The organism is Bradyrhizobium ingae, assembly GCF_055791185.1.
Genome location: NZ_JBVUBB010000034.1, coordinates 47,811 through 63,619, shown reverse-complemented (window position 1 = coordinate 63,619; position 15,809 = coordinate 47,811). Strand labels below are relative to the sequence as shown.

General features: G+C 64.0%; 15 protein-coding genes. 9 read left to right on the top strand and 6 right to left on the bottom strand.

What is annotated here, in order from left to right; translation table 11 throughout:
- Window positions 1–287: 287 nt before the first annotated feature.
- Window positions 288–1,058 (bottom strand): Crp/Fnr family transcriptional regulator, encoded by a 771-nt coding sequence (locus ACV1FX_RS33135; RefSeq protein WP_473121746.1) that lies wholly within the window; start codon window positions 1,056–1,058, stop codon window positions 288–290.
- A 161-nt stretch (window positions 1,059–1,219) separates the two neighbouring features.
- On the opposite strand from ACV1FX_RS33135, the gene ACV1FX_RS33130 reads away from it, so the two are divergent.
- On the top strand, window positions 1,220–1,627 hold the full coding sequence (locus ACV1FX_RS33130; RefSeq protein WP_473121745.1) for a response regulator: 408 nt from the start codon (window positions 1,220–1,222) through the stop codon (window positions 1,625–1,627).
- A gap of 9 nt (window positions 1,628–1,636) precedes the next feature.
- Here ACV1FX_RS33130 and ACV1FX_RS33125 read toward each other — a convergent pair whose 3' ends face one another.
- A complete protein-coding gene (locus ACV1FX_RS33125) occupies window positions 1,637–3,184 on the bottom strand; it encodes an alkaline phosphatase D family protein (RefSeq protein ID WP_473121744.1) in 1,548 nt (515 codons plus the stop codon).
- A 151-nt stretch (window positions 3,185–3,335) separates the two neighbouring features.
- Entirely contained in the window at window positions 3,336–4,781 is a 1,446-nt protein-coding gene (locus ACV1FX_RS33120; RefSeq protein ID WP_473121743.1) for a TAXI family TRAP transporter solute-binding subunit, read from the bottom strand.
- Between the two features lie 150 nt (window positions 4,782–4,931).
- Between ACV1FX_RS33120 and ACV1FX_RS33115 the strand changes: the two genes are divergently transcribed.
- The gene (locus tag ACV1FX_RS33115; RefSeq protein WP_473121742.1) at window positions 4,932–5,237 is read left to right on the top strand and encodes a 4a-hydroxytetrahydrobiopterin dehydratase; all 306 of its coding nucleotides are present in this window, start codon (window positions 4,932–4,934) and stop codon (window positions 5,235–5,237) included.
- A gap of 91 nt (window positions 5,238–5,328) precedes the next feature.
- Window positions 5,329–5,718 (top strand): YkvA family protein, encoded by a 390-nt coding sequence (locus tag ACV1FX_RS33110; protein WP_473121741.1) that lies wholly within the window; start codon window positions 5,329–5,331, stop codon window positions 5,716–5,718.
- Window positions 5,719–5,941: 223 nt separating this feature from the next.
- Here the strand turns inward: ACV1FX_RS33110 and ACV1FX_RS33105 are convergent, their stop codons facing one another.
- The 3 genes from ACV1FX_RS33105 to ACV1FX_RS33095 all read right to left on the bottom strand — a co-directional run bounded on the left by ACV1FX_RS33105 (window position 5,942) and on the right by ACV1FX_RS33095 (window position 9,509).
- Window positions 5,942–7,114: a TAXI family TRAP transporter solute-binding subunit gene (locus ACV1FX_RS33105; RefSeq protein ID WP_473121740.1), complete on the bottom strand. Its 1,173-nt coding sequence runs from the start codon at window positions 7,112–7,114 to the stop codon at window positions 5,942–5,944.
- Between the two features lie 24 nt (window positions 7,115–7,138).
- Window positions 7,139–8,005 carry a hypothetical protein gene (locus tag ACV1FX_RS33100; protein WP_473121739.1) on the bottom strand — a complete coding sequence of 289 codons (867 nt, stop codon included), beginning with the start codon at window positions 8,003–8,005 and terminating at the stop codon, window positions 7,139–7,141.
- 529 nt (window positions 8,006–8,534) lie between these two features.
- Window positions 8,535–9,509, bottom strand: coding sequence for an NADPH:quinone oxidoreductase family protein (locus tag ACV1FX_RS33095; protein WP_473121738.1), 975 nt, complete (start codon window positions 9,507–9,509; stop codon window positions 8,535–8,537).
- A 232-nt stretch (window positions 9,510–9,741) separates the two neighbouring features.
- Here ACV1FX_RS33095 and ACV1FX_RS33090 point away from each other — a divergent pair, with 232 nt between their 5' ends.
- The 6 genes from ACV1FX_RS33090 to argG all read left to right on the top strand — a co-directional run bounded on the left by ACV1FX_RS33090 (window position 9,742) and on the right by argG (window position 15,779).
- Window positions 9,742–10,581, top strand: coding sequence for an SDR family oxidoreductase (locus ACV1FX_RS33090; protein ID WP_473121737.1), 840 nt, complete (start codon window positions 9,742–9,744; stop codon window positions 10,579–10,581).
- Between the two features lie 160 nt (window positions 10,582–10,741).
- Entirely contained in the window at window positions 10,742–11,383 is a 642-nt protein-coding gene (locus ACV1FX_RS33085) for an invasion associated locus B family protein (protein ID WP_473121736.1), read from the top strand.
- Window positions 11,384–11,562: 179 nt separating this feature from the next.
- Window positions 11,563–12,765, top strand: a complete 1,203-nt coding sequence (gene rlmN, locus ACV1FX_RS33080) for a dual-specificity RNA methyltransferase RlmN (protein WP_473121735.1) — start codon at window positions 11,563–11,565, stop codon at window positions 12,763–12,765.
- A gap of 176 nt (window positions 12,766–12,941) precedes the next feature.
- Window positions 12,942–13,436, top strand: coding sequence for a hypothetical protein (locus ACV1FX_RS33075; RefSeq protein ID WP_473121734.1), 495 nt, complete (start codon window positions 12,942–12,944; stop codon window positions 13,434–13,436).
- A gap of 132 nt (window positions 13,437–13,568) precedes the next feature.
- Window positions 13,569–14,345 (top strand): phosphatase PAP2 family protein, encoded by a 777-nt coding sequence (locus ACV1FX_RS33070; RefSeq protein ID WP_473121733.1) that lies wholly within the window; start codon window positions 13,569–13,571, stop codon window positions 14,343–14,345.
- 96 nt (window positions 14,346–14,441) lie between these two features.
- Entirely contained in the window at window positions 14,442–15,779 is a 1,338-nt protein-coding gene (argG, locus tag ACV1FX_RS33065; protein ID WP_473121732.1) for an argininosuccinate synthase, read from the top strand.
- Window positions 15,780–15,809: the final 30 nt, after the last annotated feature.

Sequence of the window (15,809 nt, the reverse complement as noted above, 5' to 3'; positions counted from 1 at the left end):
GGGTTAGCGCGATCTCGCCGGTCAGACCGGGACCTCTTTCGAAACAACGCTGGAAACCTGAGAAACGGGCGCTTTCCGCCCAAAAAGGAAACCCGGCCATCAGAGCCGGGCACCTCAACGCGTTTGCAGCGCAATATAGGCAAAAAACGCCAAAAAACAATGTGTTCTTTGCGCGTTGGTTGATTGAATTTTGTCCGGGAATCCCCGGGGCTTAGGGCCTTTGCGTGTCGTTGTGCCCTCTTCTCCTGCCTGCGGGAGAGGGCTGCTCCGCAAGGGGAGGAGGAAGATTATCCTGCGCCGCCATCGGCCTTCTCCGTCGGATAGACCCCGCGCAGCACCTCCTCGAAATGGTCTTTGACCGCCTCGTTGCACAGGCAGGCCCGCAATTTCAGGCCATCGCGGTTGCGCACCAGGATCGAGCCACGGCGCGTCTCGATCACCCCTTGCGCCTTGAATGACTGGATGACACGGCTGGCATAGCTGCGCCCGACGCCGAGCAGGGTGGCGAGCTGCTCGTGGGTGAGCGGCACGCTGTCGTCGCCGTCAGTGCGCTCCATCGCAGCCAGGATCCATTTGGCCGTGCGCTGCTCGATCGAGTGGATGGCGTTGCAGGCCGTCGACTGGAAGATCTGCGCGAGCATGCAATCGGCATAGCGCGCAAAGATGTTGCGCAGCGACTGCGAACTCCGCTTGGCGGCCTCGAGCTTGCCGATATGGATGCGCGCGAACGGCCCGCCGAACTTCACGACGATCCGCGTATAGGCCGGCAGATAGCCCTCGCTGACAATGCCTCCGACGGCGCCTTCGCGGCCGACCAGAATCGTCTCCACGTCGCGGCCATCCTCGTTGGGGACAAGGAAGGTCGCAAGCGACGGCCCGCAGGGAAAGTGCACGACCTCGACGTCGTCGCCGGGATTATAGAGCAGCTCGTTCGCCGATGCTGCCTCGGTTGCCAGGTGCGGCGCGATCAGCGCGTAGTCGGCCTGGTTCAATCGCCGCAGCAGATTATTGTAGGGCCGGCTCGCAATCTCGGCCGTATTGCTGCTTCGCGCATCCATCCCCGGTGCTCCGATCTCCCCCTGATACTAGCTGGTTCCATGGGCGACTTGTGTGCACAAGTGGACAGACGAAGAAACGATGATGTGGTGGGTTTCGTTCCTGGAACACCGATGCGCGGGGCGCAGGCATCGGGTTGGAACCATTCTGGTTGGAAAAAACCATGCGGCCCGTATTCGACGAGATCATGCAACGCGCCTCATTCGACGGTCCCGATATCCCCGCCGACGTGCTGATCGTTGAAGATGACCCCATCATCGCAATCGATTTCGAAGATCGCCTGCTCGGCTTCGGCGTGAAGCGCGTGCGGACGGTCGCATCCGTGGCGCGTGCGCTGGATGCGATCATCGACCGCACGCCGGGCTTCGCGCTGCTTGATGTCGAGCTGGTGCGTGAGAAGAGCTTTGCGATTGCCGAGCGCCTGGTCGCGCTGAAAATCCCGTTCGTCTTCGTCACCGGCTACGGTGCCGAAACGCGAATTCCGCCCGAATTCGCGGACGTGCCGCGGTTGCAAAAGCCCTGCTCGAGCGATGCCATGGAGGCCGCGCTGCGCACGCGTGCCTCCATGTAACAATGTGCTCTAAGCAAGCTTCGGATCGAGCGTCGTCGACCACAGCGCGACGTCGGCGCGGTCGCGCAGGGTCACGGTCATCTGGCCGCTTGCGCCGTCGATCTTGACGTGGCCGAAGAACTGCATGCCGGCCGACGGCGGCAGGTTCTGCTTGTCGAGGCCCGGCGCTTTGACGAAACGCACATCGGGGCCGAACGTGTTGTCCATCTCGCCCGGTCCGTACGTGCCTGCATGCAGCGGACCCGAAACGAATTCCCAGAACGGCTCGAAGTCCTGGAACTGCGCCTTGTTGGGATCGTAGTAGTGCGCGGCCGTGTAGTGCACGTCCGCGGTCAGCCACACCGTGTTCCTGATCGGCGCCGTCTTGATGAAGCGCAGGAGGTCGGCGATCTCGAACTCTCTGCCGCGCACCGGGCCGTCGCCCTGGGCGAAGGCTTCCGATCCCTTCTTGTTCGCAGCGTCGTCGTAAACGAGGATGCTGAGCGGCATGTCGGAAGCGATGACCTTCCAGGTCGCGCGCGAGTTGAGCAGGCCGCGCTTCAGCCAGGCCATCTGATCCGGACCGAGGAAATAGGACGCGGGGCCGTATTCCGTCTCCAGGTTCGGTCCGTTGGGGCCGCGATAGCTGCGCTCGTCCAGCATGAAGACGTCGAGATGCGGGCCGTAGGAGATCTGGCGATAGACCCGGCCGGGCTCCACGATGCTTTCGCGCATCGGATACATCTCGTGGAAGGCGCGCGCCGCGCGCGCGGCCAGCAGCGTGATGTTGCGCTCCTTGTAGGTCGCCGGCAGGTCCTTCGACAGCGACCAGTTGTTGGTCACCTCGTGGTCGTCCCACTGCACGAAGATCGGCACCTCGGCATTGAAGGTGCGGACATTGTCATCGGTGAAATTGTATTTGTGCGCGGCACGAAACTCGTCGGTCGTCTCGGCGACCTTGGCCTTTTCGGGAATGGTGACGTTCTTCCAGGTCTTGCCGTCGGCCAGTTTTACCTCGGACGGGATCACACCGTCGGCATAGATCGTGTCGCCGGAGTGCAGGAAGAAGTCCGGACGGTGTTTGCGCATCGCCGAGAAGGTGAACATGCCGCCGTCGTCGGGGTTGATGCCCCAGCCCTGGCCGGCGACGTCGCCGCCCCAGACGAAGCTGACGTCGCGGCGGTCCGCAGGCGCGGTGCGGAAACGGCCGACCACGGGCTCGCTCTCGATCGCGGTATGGGAAAGATCGCGGAAGCGGACCCGATAGAAGATGTCCTGCCCGCCGGGCAGATCTTCGACCAGCATCTTCGCGGTGAAATCGCTCTCGGGCAGCGCGGCGATCGGCGGCAGCGTGCGGGCATCCTTGAAGCTATCCGTCGTCGCCACCTCGACCAGCATCTGCGAGGGACGATCGGCGCGTGCCCAGACCACGCCGCCGTCGACCGTGACGTCACCGGACTGAACGCCATGGGTGATCAGCGGCCGGTCGGCCGCGCGCGACACATAGGGCATCGCGATCGCGCCGAGCGCACCGGCGCTGGTGGAAAGGAATTGGCGGCGGGAGAATTTGATTTTCATGGGGAATCGCCAGTTGGAGCGTCATTCCGGGATGGTGCGTTAGCGCCAGGCCCGAAGTCTCGAGATTCCGGGTTCGCGCTATCGCGCGCCCCGGAAGGACCAAGGCAGCTATATTGAGGCAATGTGACGCAGCGATTACGCGTGCAAGATTCTAAGCGTTGCCGGCGGCCCGGAATTGCGCGCCGGCGCGCTGCAGGTTCTGCGGCAGGCTGAGCAGCAGCGCCCTGCGGTCGGCGACCGCGGAGTGGAATTGGTCCAGCGCGATATTGAAGGCGGTCAACGCGCCTTCCTCGATGGCGCCGTGATCGAAGCAGCGCAGCGTGTCGCGCAGGATGCCGTCGGCCTCGTTTTGCATCTGGTCGAGCTCGTCGACGGTCTCCGAGCGCCGTGCTGCGGCAATCATGTCGAGCAGCCGTTCGCGCAGATGGCTGTTGTTGTCGCGCTCGTCCTTCTTCAGGTAGCCGGCAAACCAGGCGCCGATCGAGCCCATGGCCGAGAGCGCCATCAGGCTCCACCAGATGTAGTCGCTGTATCTGTCGAGGAAGGTCTTTTCCTCGCCGTCGACAAAGGCGGCCGCGCCCGGATGCACGGGAATCACGGCATCCTTGTCGGTGTCGGGCGTCTCGATCTTCGCCGCCAACGGGAATTCCGCCACCAGCTGCTGGCGTATCGCGAAGAGCTGCCGGGTGAGGGCGGCGACGGTGGTTTCCGACAGGCCTTTGCGCGCCACGATGTGGTGGGCGAAGCTGATCGTCTTGACCTCGTCATCGGGCCGATCGGGCGAGCCGCCATAGGTGCCGGCCGGGATCTCGGAGGCTTCATAGACCGGATGGTTCTGTGCGATGGCATCGGCCGAATCGATCGCGAGGAAGGTCGGCGTGCCGCCGTCCTTGGTCGAGGCGGCGATCGCATCCGCGGTGATCTTGCTGTTGACGGGGCCGGCGGCGAGATAGACGTCGGCCTTCTGGGCGCGGATCGCTTCGGCGGCTTCATTGGCCGGGAATTGCACGATCTCCACCTTGGCGGGATCGACGCCGTATTGCTGGAGGATCACCTTCAGGAGATTGACGTTGGCCGTGGTGCGGCCGACGACGCCGATGCGATGGCCGGCGAGCTGCGCGATCTTGGTGATCTTGGCGCCCTTCTTCTTGCCCTTGGCGGGCGGCACCCAGAGCACGACGACGTTCTTGCGCAACGTTGCTACCGCCTGCGCGTTCTTCGGCACATCGAGATCGCCGCGAATGATGGCGAGGTCGACCTTGTTCTCGGCGAGCGCTTCGGCGCTTGCGGTGGCGCCGTCGGTCTGGACCGGACGCAGCCGGACATAGCCCTTGCTCTGGACGAAGGCCTGCGTCAACGCCTGGACGACCTTGACGTCATCGCTGTTGGCCGGGCCAACGGCGATCTTCAGCGTCACCGGCCGCATGGCAAAATAATAGCCGCCGACGAGTGCGCCGACGATGGCGAGCACGAACGCGAGCGAAACGAGCATGGTCTTCCGCGCCGCCGATCGCGGCGACGTCGGGGTAGGTGTTTCGGCCAGCTCGAGGCCCCCGGTCATCGATCTCCCATACAGGTGCTTCAGGTTCGGTTTCATCCTGGCCTGGTGACTAGCCGGGCAATTGTAGCAAATTTCTTGCCCGTCTGGGTTACATCTGCGTCATGGTTAGCGGATGGAGGACATCCCCTTTGAACCCGGGCGTCGGCACGGTGTTAAGGTAAAGTTCCCCTGAAGACGGAGGCGACCATGACGCAGCGGCTGTCGGCGGAAGCACGCAAGCAGGCCTTGAGCGAATTATCCGGCTGGACCGAGACGGCTGGCCGCGAGGCGATCGGCAGGACGTTTACCTTTGGCGATTTCAACCAGGCTTTCGGCTTCATGACGCGCGCGGCGCTGGTGGCCGAGAAGATGAACCATCATCCCGAGTGGAAGAACGTCTACAAGACGGTCGAGGTGGTGCTTTCGACCCATGATGCCGGCGGCGTCACCGCGCTTGATGTCGAGCTCGCCAAGGCGATGAACGCCATCGCCAGGCAGGCAGGCCCTGGCTGACGCCTTGTTGCCATGGCGGCGCATCCCCATCTTGTGATCGGCATCGGATGCGGCCATCAGCCGCGCCGGCCTGAACGGGGAGTCTTGGACCATGGCTGCTGCCGAACACAGCGTCGGCTTTGAGCCGGCCGATCGGCTGGCGGAAGACCGCGAGACAGTGCGCCGGCGTTTCTGGCGCAAGCTGAAGCGCGTGGTCGCGCACCTGCCGTTCGCCGAGGACCTGCTCGCCGCCTATTACTGCGCCTTCGACAAGCAGACGCCGCGCCATGTGCAGGCATCGCTGCTCGGCGCGATCGCCTATTTCATCCTACCGTTCGATATCGTGCCCGACATGCTGCCGATGCTCGGCTTTACCGATGATGCCGCCGTGCTCGCGACCGCAATCAAGCTGGTCGCCAGCCACATCACCCCCGACCACCGTGAAGCCGCCCGCGCCGCGCTGAAGCGCGGTGTGGGCGAGGCGGAGGCGGAAGCGGCGTAGCGTAGTCGCGCGAGCCGGGCCACGCCTTCCGCAGTCATTCCCCGCGAAGGCGGGAAATCCAGTACGCTGCGGCTTCTCCGCAGCCTCGCGCCGCCTCGGGGATACTGGATCACCCGGTCTGCGGGTGATGACAGCGAGAGTGCGGAGAGCTCCCCGCAATGTCGTCCTGGCTTTCGCCAGGACGACCACAAGTGAGGTCATTCCGCAATGACGGTGTTTGTCGCTACTTCTTCTCCGACCTCGCCTGCGCCCGCGAGCCGTTGTTCTGCGCCTCCCAGGCCTGGAATTGCTTGAACAGCGCTTCCTTGTCGGTGTCTGACACCTTCGCGGCGGCGGGATTCTGTTTCAGGAACGTCTCGAAGCGCTGGCGGGCCACCGGTTCGACGCCGTGGCTGTCGAGCCATTGCTGCGCCACCGGCAGCCTGTTCCAACCCGACAACGGAGCCGCGAGCGAAACCTCTTTCCACTTGGGATGGAAGGGCGGGTTCTGCAGCGTCGGGAATTTCGTGAAGAACGCGTCCACGAACTGCGCTATCTTGCGATAGCGCTCGGACTTCGGTCCCCAATTGTAGGCAGCGAGCACGGCCGGCACCGCGATCGTGTCGACCGTCTCGCCGTCCTTGATCAGGTTCGGATAGTCCTTTGCGGTCAGCGACGCCGGCAGATAGTCGCTCTGCAGCGGCTTGGCGTAGTCCACGCCGGCAAGGTGGAAGCGGCCGTCATTGTTGAAGGTCGAAACCGATTTGTACGGCTTGCCGCCGACCACGATCACCGCGTCGATCTCGCCGGCCTTCAGCTTCTCCATCGCGATGCGCTGCTCGATATAGACGAAGTTGGCCTTGATCCCGAGCCGTTCGAACACCGTGAGCGCGGTGACGAAGGTGCCGCCATTGGGCAGGTCGACGCTGACCTTCTTGCCCTCGAGGTCCTTCAGCGTCGCAACCGATTTCGGCGCGATGACCTGCATCTCTTCGTTGTAGAGCTTGGTTACATAGGTGAATTGCTTCTTGATGTCGCTCGCAAATCCCTTGCGCTCGAGATAGTCGAGCGTGTCGGCGCGAACGATGCCGAGATCGACGCCTTGCAGAAACAGGATGTCGGCGACGCTCTGCACCGAGCCGCGGCCGACGATCGGCAGCACGCGCAGCTTGTTGCCGTCATCGAGCACGGAAGCGAGGTCGGCGCCGAACTGCACATAGGTGCCGCCGATGGTGCCGGTGATTAGCGTGACCGTGTTGGCGTTGAGCGCCTGCTTGGTCGAGACCGATCCGAACTGGAAGATCGCTTTCAGGCTGTCCGAGACCTTGCTCGGGTCGTATTCGGTCTGCTCGGCCTGTGCCGACAGGCCGCACATCGTCATGATGGCGGCAAGCGCCATTCTCAAAGCGTTACGCATGATGTCCCCTGCTTGGCTGAAGTCTTAGTCTTGAAGCTGCGCGAGGCGCGCTCGCGCCTCCGCGGATCCGAGTCCGGCAGCCTTTTGGTACCAGCTCCGCGCGGCGGCGGGATCCGCGGTGATGCTGCGCGTATCCTTGGTGCCGAGCACGGCCGGGTCAAAGGTCTGCGCCAGGACGAACGCCGCCGTCGCATCCTGCGCGTTCGCCGCGCGCTCGAGCAGAAGCCGGGCGGCTGCGATATCGCCGATGGCCATCAGGCTCCTGGCGCGCGTCATCAGCCCGGCCAGCGTGTCGGCGTCGAGCGTCTTGACGGGCTGGGGTGGGGTCGGCGGTGCCGGCGGCGGCTCCACGGGTGCGGCCGCGGCCTGTGCCGGCGTCTGCGCTTGCAGCGCGTTCTGATAGGCCGTCGCGATTGCCTCGCGGCTCGGCGTCGCCGGCACCATCACTTCTTTGGCTTCTGCGCTCGCAAGTTGCATCGGGTTCGACACCCGGGCCGGATCCTTCAGCGGCGTCTGGCGGGCGACCTGCGTCGGAGGTTCCGCCGGCTGCTCTGCCGCGAGGCTGCCCATCCAGGCCTTGGCATTGGCGGCGAACAGGCGGCTGACGTCGGAGTGAAACAGGACGACCAGCACCGAGATCGCTGCTGCCGCCAATACGCTGGCGACGATCTGCGTCGCAAGGCCGATGCGCCGCACGCGGCGGGGAGTGAACTCTCGCGGATCCGGCGTACCCAGCGGATCGGAGAGAAACAGCGGGATCGGATCGTGCGGTGAAAGCTCGGTCCGGTCAGCCTGTGCCAGATGATAGGGCATGGCGCCCGGATCGGTCGTGACTTGCTCGACGTCAAACGCCCGCGACGTCTTGGACAGACGGTAGGCCGTCGTCTCCATGGTGTGATGCTCCCCTATTACTAAACGCAACGCGCTGGGGGCATCCCGGGTAAATTCTTCTTGTTATTGTCCAGAAGCCCCCGCTCACTGGAACCGGTAAATCGCCGTCCGATTCAGCCCAAAAGACGACGACGATTGGGGCGAATCAGGAAAGATTTAGGTTTGATTGAGGCAAGAGCTGGGAGTGCACCGCAATTTTGATCGCGCTGGTTGAGGGAATTTTTACCTTAAATCCGGCGGTCCGCCACGGGAGAGAGGGGCCGTTGCCTGCGCGGCATTCCACGCGGTCATTCCCCGCGATCGGGCGCCCCAAGGCTTCGCCGCGGCGTGAGGTCCAGGCACGCCAAAGCTTTAGCGCCGGCGGCAAGTGGGGAGTCCAGTCCGCCAGCTTCTCCGTATGCGTCATAGCCTCTGGAATACGGCTCGCCCGCACAAGTTATTGCGCAAAGGCGGGCGATGACCGTTGAACGTGTGGCGGGCGATGATGGCCGGCTTTGTGGCCGGCAACGTTTCGCAACAATCAACGCGCTCAGGGATGCAGGATCACCTTGCCCATCGCCTGACGGCCGGCGAGAACTTTCAGCGCATCTGCGGTCTGCGCCAGAGGGAAGGTGCGGTCGACGTGGGAAGAGATCTTGCCTTCCGCCGTCCACTTCACGAGCTTCTCCAGATTGGCGCGGTTCTTCGCCGGATTGAGCCGTGTCCATGCGCCCCAGAACACGCCGCGGATATCGCAGCCCTTCAGTAGCGCGAGGTTGAGCGGCATCTTTGGAATGTCGCCGGCCGCAAAGCCGATCACCAGGAAGCGGCCTCCCCACGCGATCGAGCGCAATGCCTGCTCCGCATAGGCGCCGCCCACGGGATCGAAGATGATGTCGACGCCCTTGCCGTCGGTGAGCTTGCGCAGGCCTTCCTTCAGATCTTCCTTGGCGTAGTTGAGCGTCAGCTCCGCACCGTGCGCTTTCGCAAAGGCGAGCTTCTCGTCCGACGAGGCGCAGGCGATCACCTTCAGCCCCATCAGCTTGCCGAGCTCGCAGGCAGCCAGGCCGGTGCCGCCGGCCGCGCCCAGCACCGCGAGCGTCTCCCCCGGCTTCGGGCTCGCGCGATCTTCCAGCGCATGCAGCGCGGTGCCGTAGATGATGATGATGCCGGCCGCGCGGTCATAGTCGAGATTGTCGGGGATCTTCACGATCGAAGCGGCCGGCAGCGCGATCTTCTCGCGCGCGCCGTTGTGGCCGCAGGAGGCCACGACGCGGTCGCCCACTTTCAGGTCGGTCACGCCGGAGCCGATGCTCTCGATCACGCCGGCGACTTCGGCGGCCGGCGAGAACGGGAACGGCGGCTTGATCTGGTACTTGCCCTGAATCATCAGGATGTCGAAGAAATTCAGCGCTGCCGCCTTGATCGCGATCACGGCTTCGCCGGGCCCTGCCACCGGATCCGGCACATCGGCGAGGACGAGATCGTCGGGTTGGCAATATTGCGAGCAGAGGATGGCTTTCATGGCGACACCTTCTTGAGACACATGTTCATAGACATGCTTGGCGTTTCGAAATCGGAATTATGGTTGGGCTCGTTTCTGCCGGATTTAGTGCGAGCCGACAATCCGGTTTCTTTCTCCAACGCGCCGCGCCGACTTTCCCGATGTCATCCTGGCTTTCGCCGGGACGTCTACTGGAGAGATTCTTCGCTGCGCTCGCAATGACGGGAGTTCGCGGAACGGAAGGATTCAAACGATGTTTGAAACAGGCCTGCTCAGGGACAAGCGCATCCTGGTGACCGGCGGCGGCTCCGGGCTTGGTGCTGCGATGGCGCGCCGCTTCCTCGCGCTCGGCGCTGAGCTCGTGATCTGCGGCCGCAAGCTCGATCGCCTCGAGGCTGCCGCCAGCGAGATGCGAAACGGGACCGGCGGCAAAGTCACGATCATCGCCTGCGATATCCGCGACGGCGCTATGGTCGACGGCATGATGGATCAGGTCTGGCGCGAGGCGCCGCTCGACATCCTCGTCAACAATGCGGCCGCGACCTTCATCGCGCAGAGCGAGCATCTGTCATTCCGCGCCGCGGACGCGATCCTGGCGCCGACGCTGCACGGCGCGATGTATTGCACGCTCGCTGCGGGTCGACGCTGGATCGAAGGCGGACACAAAGGCGTCGTGCTCTCGATCCTCTCGACCTCGACCATCACCGGCCGCGCCTTCACCGTGCCTTCAGCGATGGCGAAGTCGGCCGTGCTGGCGATGACGAGGAGCCTCGCTGTGGAATGGGGACCGAAGGGCATCCGCACCGTCGCGATTGCGCCGGGTCCGTTCCCGACCGCCGGTGCCTCCACCCAGCTGCGCCCGGAGGGCCGCGATGAGGGCTGGGCGTCGCGCAATCCGCTGGGCCGCACCGGCGAGCATGCTGAGCTCACCGACCTCGCCAGTTTCCTGGTCTCCGACCGCGCCGGCTATATCAATGGCGAGATGGTAGTGATCGACGGCGGCGCTCATTTGCGCAGTTCCGGCGCCGAGGATCTGCTCGCCTGGACCGAGGCGCAATGGGCCGCTCAGCGCACCGTAAAGTCCAAGAATTAGTTCAAGAGTTAGTCCAAGAGTTAACCGAAGGCCTAGACGTTCGGCTAGGACTTTCTTCCGTAACCTCGTTCCGAATCAGGCGCTTACCGGCTATTTTCGCCTTGGGACAAAGTCCGGCCGAGCCATCTTCCAGTCACAATATTGAGGGAACCACTCCAGCATGTGGCGGGTGCTTTTTTTATCCTTGATGACTGGTGTAGTGGCGTGCGGGATGGCCGATCTCGCGCGCGCGCAAACCGCCCAGCCTGCCCAGCCGGCGCCCAAGGCAGCGGCTAAGCCGGCCGCGGCTGCCAAGACGGCCGCAAAGCCCGAGAGCAAACCGGTGGCGCCGCCGCCGGCGATTGCAGGCGGTGCGGAGCCGACCCTGATCGGCCAGTTCGGCACCTGGGGCGCCTATTCGGCGACACCCAACGGCAAGAAAGTCTGTTTTGCGCTGGCAAAACCCTCGTCCTCGAAGACCAATCCGCCGAACCGCCCGCGCGATCCGGCCTATGCCTTCGTCTCCACCCGGCCGTCGGAGAGGGTCAGCAACGAAGTTTCGGTCATGATCGGCTACGCGCTGAAACCCGGCTCGGAATCGACCCTGGAGGTCGGGGGCGCGTCCTACGCGATGTATACGCAAGGCGACGGCCTCTGGATCAAGAACGCGGCCGAGGAGGACCGGATGGTCGAGGCCATGCGCAAATCGGCCGATCTGGTGGTCAAGGGCGTCTCGGCCAAGGGCACCGAGACCACCGATACGTTCTCGCTCAAGGGCCTGGCGCAGGCCCTCGATCGGATCGCTCAGGACTGCAAGCGTTAGCGCGGTCGCAATCGGCAGGGCCGGTTGCTATATAGAAGCAGTTCCGAGAATTTTTCCGTCATTCCGGGGCGATGCGAAGCATCGAACCCGGAATCTCGAGGTTCCGGGTCTGGTCCTCAGGGGCGCTTCGCGATCCCTTCGGACCATCCCGGAACGACCAATAACCCTAGGTCCATTCAATGCAGTCGCCTGCCACGCCGCACAACGCAACACTCGTGGAGAAGACTCCGCTCGAAACCTATGTGCCGCCGGCGAGGCCGTCGCTGATCGGCCTGTCGCGGGGTGAGCTCGCCGATCGCCTCGGCGAGATCGGCGTTGCGCCCGCGCAGCGCAAAATGCGCGTCCAGCAATTGTGGCACTGGATCTATTTCCGCGGCGCCAAGAGTTTCGATGAGATGACCTCGATCTCGAAGGACATCCGCGCCGAGCTCGCAAAGCACTTCACCGTCGACCGGCCCGAAGTCGTAGCCGAGCAGATCTCCAACGACGGCACCCGCAAATGGGTGTTGCGCCTGCCGAGCGGCGACAATGCCGAGAGGGCGCACGAGGTCGAGTGCGTCTACATCCCCGAGACCGATCGCGGCACGCTGTGCGTCTCCTCGCAGGTCGGCTGCACCTTGAACTGCGCCTTTTGCCACACCGGCACGCAGCGGCTGGTGCGCAACCTCACCGCCGGCGAGATCGTCGGGCAGGTGATGGTGGCGCGCGATCGCCTGAATGATTGGGCCGATCGGGAGAACGGCACGCGCCTCGTCACCAACATCGTGATGATGGGCATGGGCGAGCCGCTCTACAATTTCGACGCGGTGCGCGATGCGCTGCTCATCGTCGGAGACAATGAGGGCATCGGCATCTCCCGCCGCCGCATCACGCTGTCGACCTCGGGCGTGGTGCCGAACATCGTGCGTGCCGGCGACGAGATCGGCGTCATGCTCGCGATCTCGCTGCATGCGGTGCGCGACGAGCTGCGCAACGAGCTCGTGCCGCTCAATCGCAAATATCCGATCGCGGAATTGTTGCAGGCCTGCCGCGATTATCCGGGCGCTTCGAATGCGCGCCGTATCACCTTCGAATACGTGATGCTCAAGGGCGTCAACGATTCCCTCGACGACGCCAGGCTGCTGGTGAAGATGCTCAAGGGCATCCCGGCCAAGATCAACCTGATCCCGTTCAATCCGTGGCCCGGCACGGCCTATGAATGTTCGGACTGGGACCAGATCGAGAAATTCTCCGAATACATCTTCAACGCCGGCTATTCCTCGCCGGTGCGCACCCCGCGCGGCCGCGACATCCTCGCCGCCTGCGGTCAGCTCAAATCGGAGACTGAAAAGCTCTCCGCCCGCGAACGCCAGGCGCTGCGCGCGATGGCGATGACCGATTGACATGAAGCGGCCATCAACATCCGTCATGGCCGGGCGTCATTATTTCTAGGCAATCGTTCCGGGGAGGCTGAGAGCCGAGCCCGGAATCTCGAGGTTCCGGGTTTTCGCTTCGCGCGTCCCGGAATGACGGTGGGGGACGTTGTGTTACATTCGGTCAACGATGATGGATGCGTCCGATGGCACTGATCGGCCGCCTCGTCGTGATCTTTCTCGGCTTTCTCGCGTCATGCCTGGTCGGCGGCATGATCGTCGTCGCTGCGCTGCTGTTCCCGGAATTCTCCGATCTCGGCGCAGGTCCCGTCGATGAAGGCACGATCGACATCCTGCTCGGCTTTGGCTTCATCTTCGTCTCCGGCTTTGCGCTGTTGCCGGCGATGGTCATCGTCGCGATCACCGAGGCCTTCTATATCCGCAGCGCGCTCGCCTATGCGGTCGGTGGCGGGCTCGTCGGGCTTGCCTGCTATCTCGGCCTCATTCCATTCCATCCCGAGACGCTCGAGTTCGAGGGCATCGTGCGCCGCCATCTCGAGATCATGACCGGCGCGGGCATCATCGCCGGCTTCGTCTACTGGATGATCGCCGGCCGCACCGCCGGTGCCTGGCGCCATCCGCCGCCCCCGCGCAAGCCGCCCCCACCGCTGCCGTCGCATTCGCGGCCGGATGCGCCGTAGGTAGTGTAGTCATTCCGGGGCGGTCCGTAGGACCGAGCCCGGAATCTCGAGATTCCGGGTTCGATGCTTCGCATCGCCGGAATGACAGCCGAAGGGTTTCCATCTCATTTCCACTCCGCTAAACCGCGCGCCATGAACCGGACCGGACTCTTCATCGCGCTGGCGCTGTGGCTCGTGATCGGCGTCGTCTTCGGCGTCTTTCCCGAGCTCGATCTCAAGCTCGCCGCGCTGTTCTTCGATCCCGCGACGAAGACGTTTCCGCTCAAGCTGAATGGCTGGGCGGGCTTTGCACGCGATGCGGCGATGTGGATCGCCTGGGCGTTCGCAGCTCCATCGATCGTGGCGCTGGTAGCCAAGCTGATCAGGCCCGACCGGCCGCTGATGGTGTCGGGACGAACCATCGTCTTCCTGCTGGTGACGCTGACGCTGTCGGCCGGCATCCTCACCAATCTCGCCTTCAAATCCTATTGGGGCCGACCGCGCCCGGTGGTCGTGACCGAGTTCGCCGGCGATCTGCCGTTCGTGCCGTGGTGGGATCCGCGCGGTGGCTGCGGGCGCAACTGCTCGTTCTTCTCCGGCGAAGGGGCGACCGCGTTCTGGACGCTGGCGCCGGCGGCGTTAGCGCCACCGCCGTGGCGGCCGCTTGCCTATGCGGGCGCCGTGGTATTCGGCGCGGTCACCAGCGGCCTGCGCATGGCCTTCGGCGGGCACTTCTTCACCGACGTCTCGATCGCCGGCCTCGTCACCTTCGTGGTGATCTGGCTCGCCTACGCCCTGATTTACCGCTGGCCGCGGACGCGATTTTCGGACGAGGCGGTCGATGCCGCCCTGACTCGGCTGGCCTGGCCGGCCTATCGGCTCCGCCGCCGCCTGTTTGGCGGCGAAACCGGCCCGGCGACGTCGATGTGAGCCATTAAAGGCGTGCCCACGCGCGCGAAATTTGATAATCGCGCAAGTCAAATCGAACCACGACATCAGCCCTTTTGAGATCCGATTGGAAGCGCCATGACTACGATTTTGAAGAGCCTGCCCACAGGGGAAAAAGTCGGCATCGCTTTCTCCGGCGGTCTCGACACCAGCGCAGCTCTGCTCTGGATGAAGCAGAAGGGCGCGCGCTGCTACGCCTATACCGCCAATCTCGGCCAGCCGGATGAAGCCGACTACAACGAGATCCCGCGCAAGGCGATGGAGTTCGGCGCCGAAAAGGCGCGCCTCGTCGATTGCCGCACGCAGCTCGTCCATGAAGGCATCGCCGCGATCCAGTCGGGCGCCTTCCACATCTCGACCGGCGGCATCACCTACTTCAACACCACGCCGCTCGGGCGCGCCGTGACCGGCACGATGCTGGTTGCCGCGATGAAGGAAGACGGCGTCAACATCTGGGGCGACGGCTCGACCTTCAAGGGCAACGACATCGAGCGCTTCTATCGCTACGGCCTTCTCACCAATCCGGGCCTGAAGATCTACAAGCCCTGGCTCGACCAGCAGTTCATCGACGAACTCGGCGGCCGCGCCGAAATGTCGGCGTTCATGACGGCGCAGGGCTTTGCCTACAAGATGAGTGCGGAGAAGGCGTACTCGACCGACAGCAATCTGCTCGGCGCGACGCATGAGGCAAAGGATCTCGAGAGCCTCGACAGCGGCATCAAGATCGTCAACCCGATCATGGGCGTGCCGTTCTGGCGCGAGGACTGCAACGTCAAGGCCGAGAAGGTCGTCGTGCGTTTCGAGGAAGGCCAGCCCACAGCGCTCAACGGCCAGACCTTCAGCGATCCCGTCGCGCTGTTCCTCGAAGCCAATGCCATCGGCGGCCGCCATGGCCTCGGCATGAGCGACCAGATCGAGAACCGCATCATCGAGGCCAAGAGCCGCGGCATCTATGAAGCGCCGGGCATGGCGCTCCTGCACATCGCCTATGAGCGGCTCGTCACCGGCATCCACAACGAGGATACCATCGAGCAGTACCGCATCAGCGGCATGCGTCTTGGCCGTCTGCTCTATCAGGGACGCTGGTTCGACTCGCAGGCCCTGATGCTGCGCGAGACCGCGCAGCGCTGGGTCGCGCGCGCCGTCACCGGCGAGGTGACGCTGGAGCTGCGCCGCGGCAACGACTATTCGCTTCTGAACACGGAAAGTCCCAACCTGACCTATGCGCCGGAGCGGCTGAGCATGGAGAAGGTGGAGGACGCGGCCTTCACGCCGGCCGATCGCATCGGCCAGCTCACCATGCGCAACCTCGACATCGCCGATACGCGGATGAAGCTCGGTCTCTATTCGAAGGCCGGCCTGCTGTCGGGCAGCGAAGGCTCGCAGATCTTCAGGCTCGAGAGCGACAAGGGTTAATCGAGAAACAAAAATGGCCGGGATCGCTCC

What these genes read in the sequence shown, in the direction of transcription:
- ACV1FX_RS33100 (WP_473121739.1), bottom strand. Translation starts at nt 8,005, where the DNA reads ATGGAGACGACGGCCTACCGTCTGTCCAAGACGTCGCGGGCGTTTGAC.
- ACV1FX_RS33130 (WP_473121745.1), top strand. Translation starts at nt 1,220, where the DNA reads ATGCGGCCCGTATTCGACGAGATCATGCAACGCGCCTCATTCGACGGT.
- ACV1FX_RS33095 (WP_473121738.1), bottom strand. Translation starts at nt 9,509, where the DNA reads ATGAAAGCCATCCTCTGCTCGCAATATTGCCAACCCGACGATCTCGTC.
- ACV1FX_RS33070 (WP_473121733.1), top strand. Translation starts at nt 13,569, where the DNA reads ATGAACCGGACCGGACTCTTCATCGCGCTGGCGCTGTGGCTCGTGATC.
- ACV1FX_RS33120 (WP_473121743.1), bottom strand. Translation starts at nt 4,781, where the DNA reads ATGAAACCGAACCTGAAGCACCTGTATGGGAGATCGATGACCGGGGGC.
- ACV1FX_RS33085 (WP_473121736.1), top strand. Translation starts at nt 10,742, where the DNA reads ATGTGGCGGGTGCTTTTTTTATCCTTGATGACTGGTGTAGTGGCGTGC.
- ACV1FX_RS33075 (WP_473121734.1), top strand. Translation starts at nt 12,942, where the DNA reads ATGGCACTGATCGGCCGCCTCGTCGTGATCTTTCTCGGCTTTCTCGCG.
- ACV1FX_RS33125 (WP_473121744.1), bottom strand. Translation starts at nt 3,184, where the DNA reads ATGAAAATCAAATTCTCCCGCCGCCAATTCCTTTCCACCAGCGCCGGT.
- ACV1FX_RS33090 (WP_473121737.1), top strand. Translation starts at nt 9,742, where the DNA reads ATGTTTGAAACAGGCCTGCTCAGGGACAAGCGCATCCTGGTGACCGGC.
- argG (WP_473121732.1), top strand. Translation starts at nt 14,442, where the DNA reads ATGACTACGATTTTGAAGAGCCTGCCCACAGGGGAAAAAGTCGGCATC.
- ACV1FX_RS33110 (WP_473121741.1), top strand. Translation starts at nt 5,329, where the DNA reads ATGGCTGCTGCCGAACACAGCGTCGGCTTTGAGCCGGCCGATCGGCTG.
- ACV1FX_RS33115 (WP_473121742.1), top strand. Translation starts at nt 4,932, where the DNA reads ATGACGCAGCGGCTGTCGGCGGAAGCACGCAAGCAGGCCTTGAGCGAA.
- ACV1FX_RS33105 (WP_473121740.1), bottom strand. Translation starts at nt 7,114, where the DNA reads ATGCGTAACGCTTTGAGAATGGCGCTTGCCGCCATCATGACGATGTGC.
- rlmN (WP_473121735.1), top strand. Translation starts at nt 11,563, where the DNA reads ATGCAGTCGCCTGCCACGCCGCACAACGCAACACTCGTGGAGAAGACT.
- ACV1FX_RS33135 (WP_473121746.1), bottom strand. Translation starts at nt 1,058, where the DNA reads ATGGATGCGCGAAGCAGCAATACGGCCGAGATTGCGAGCCGGCCCTAC.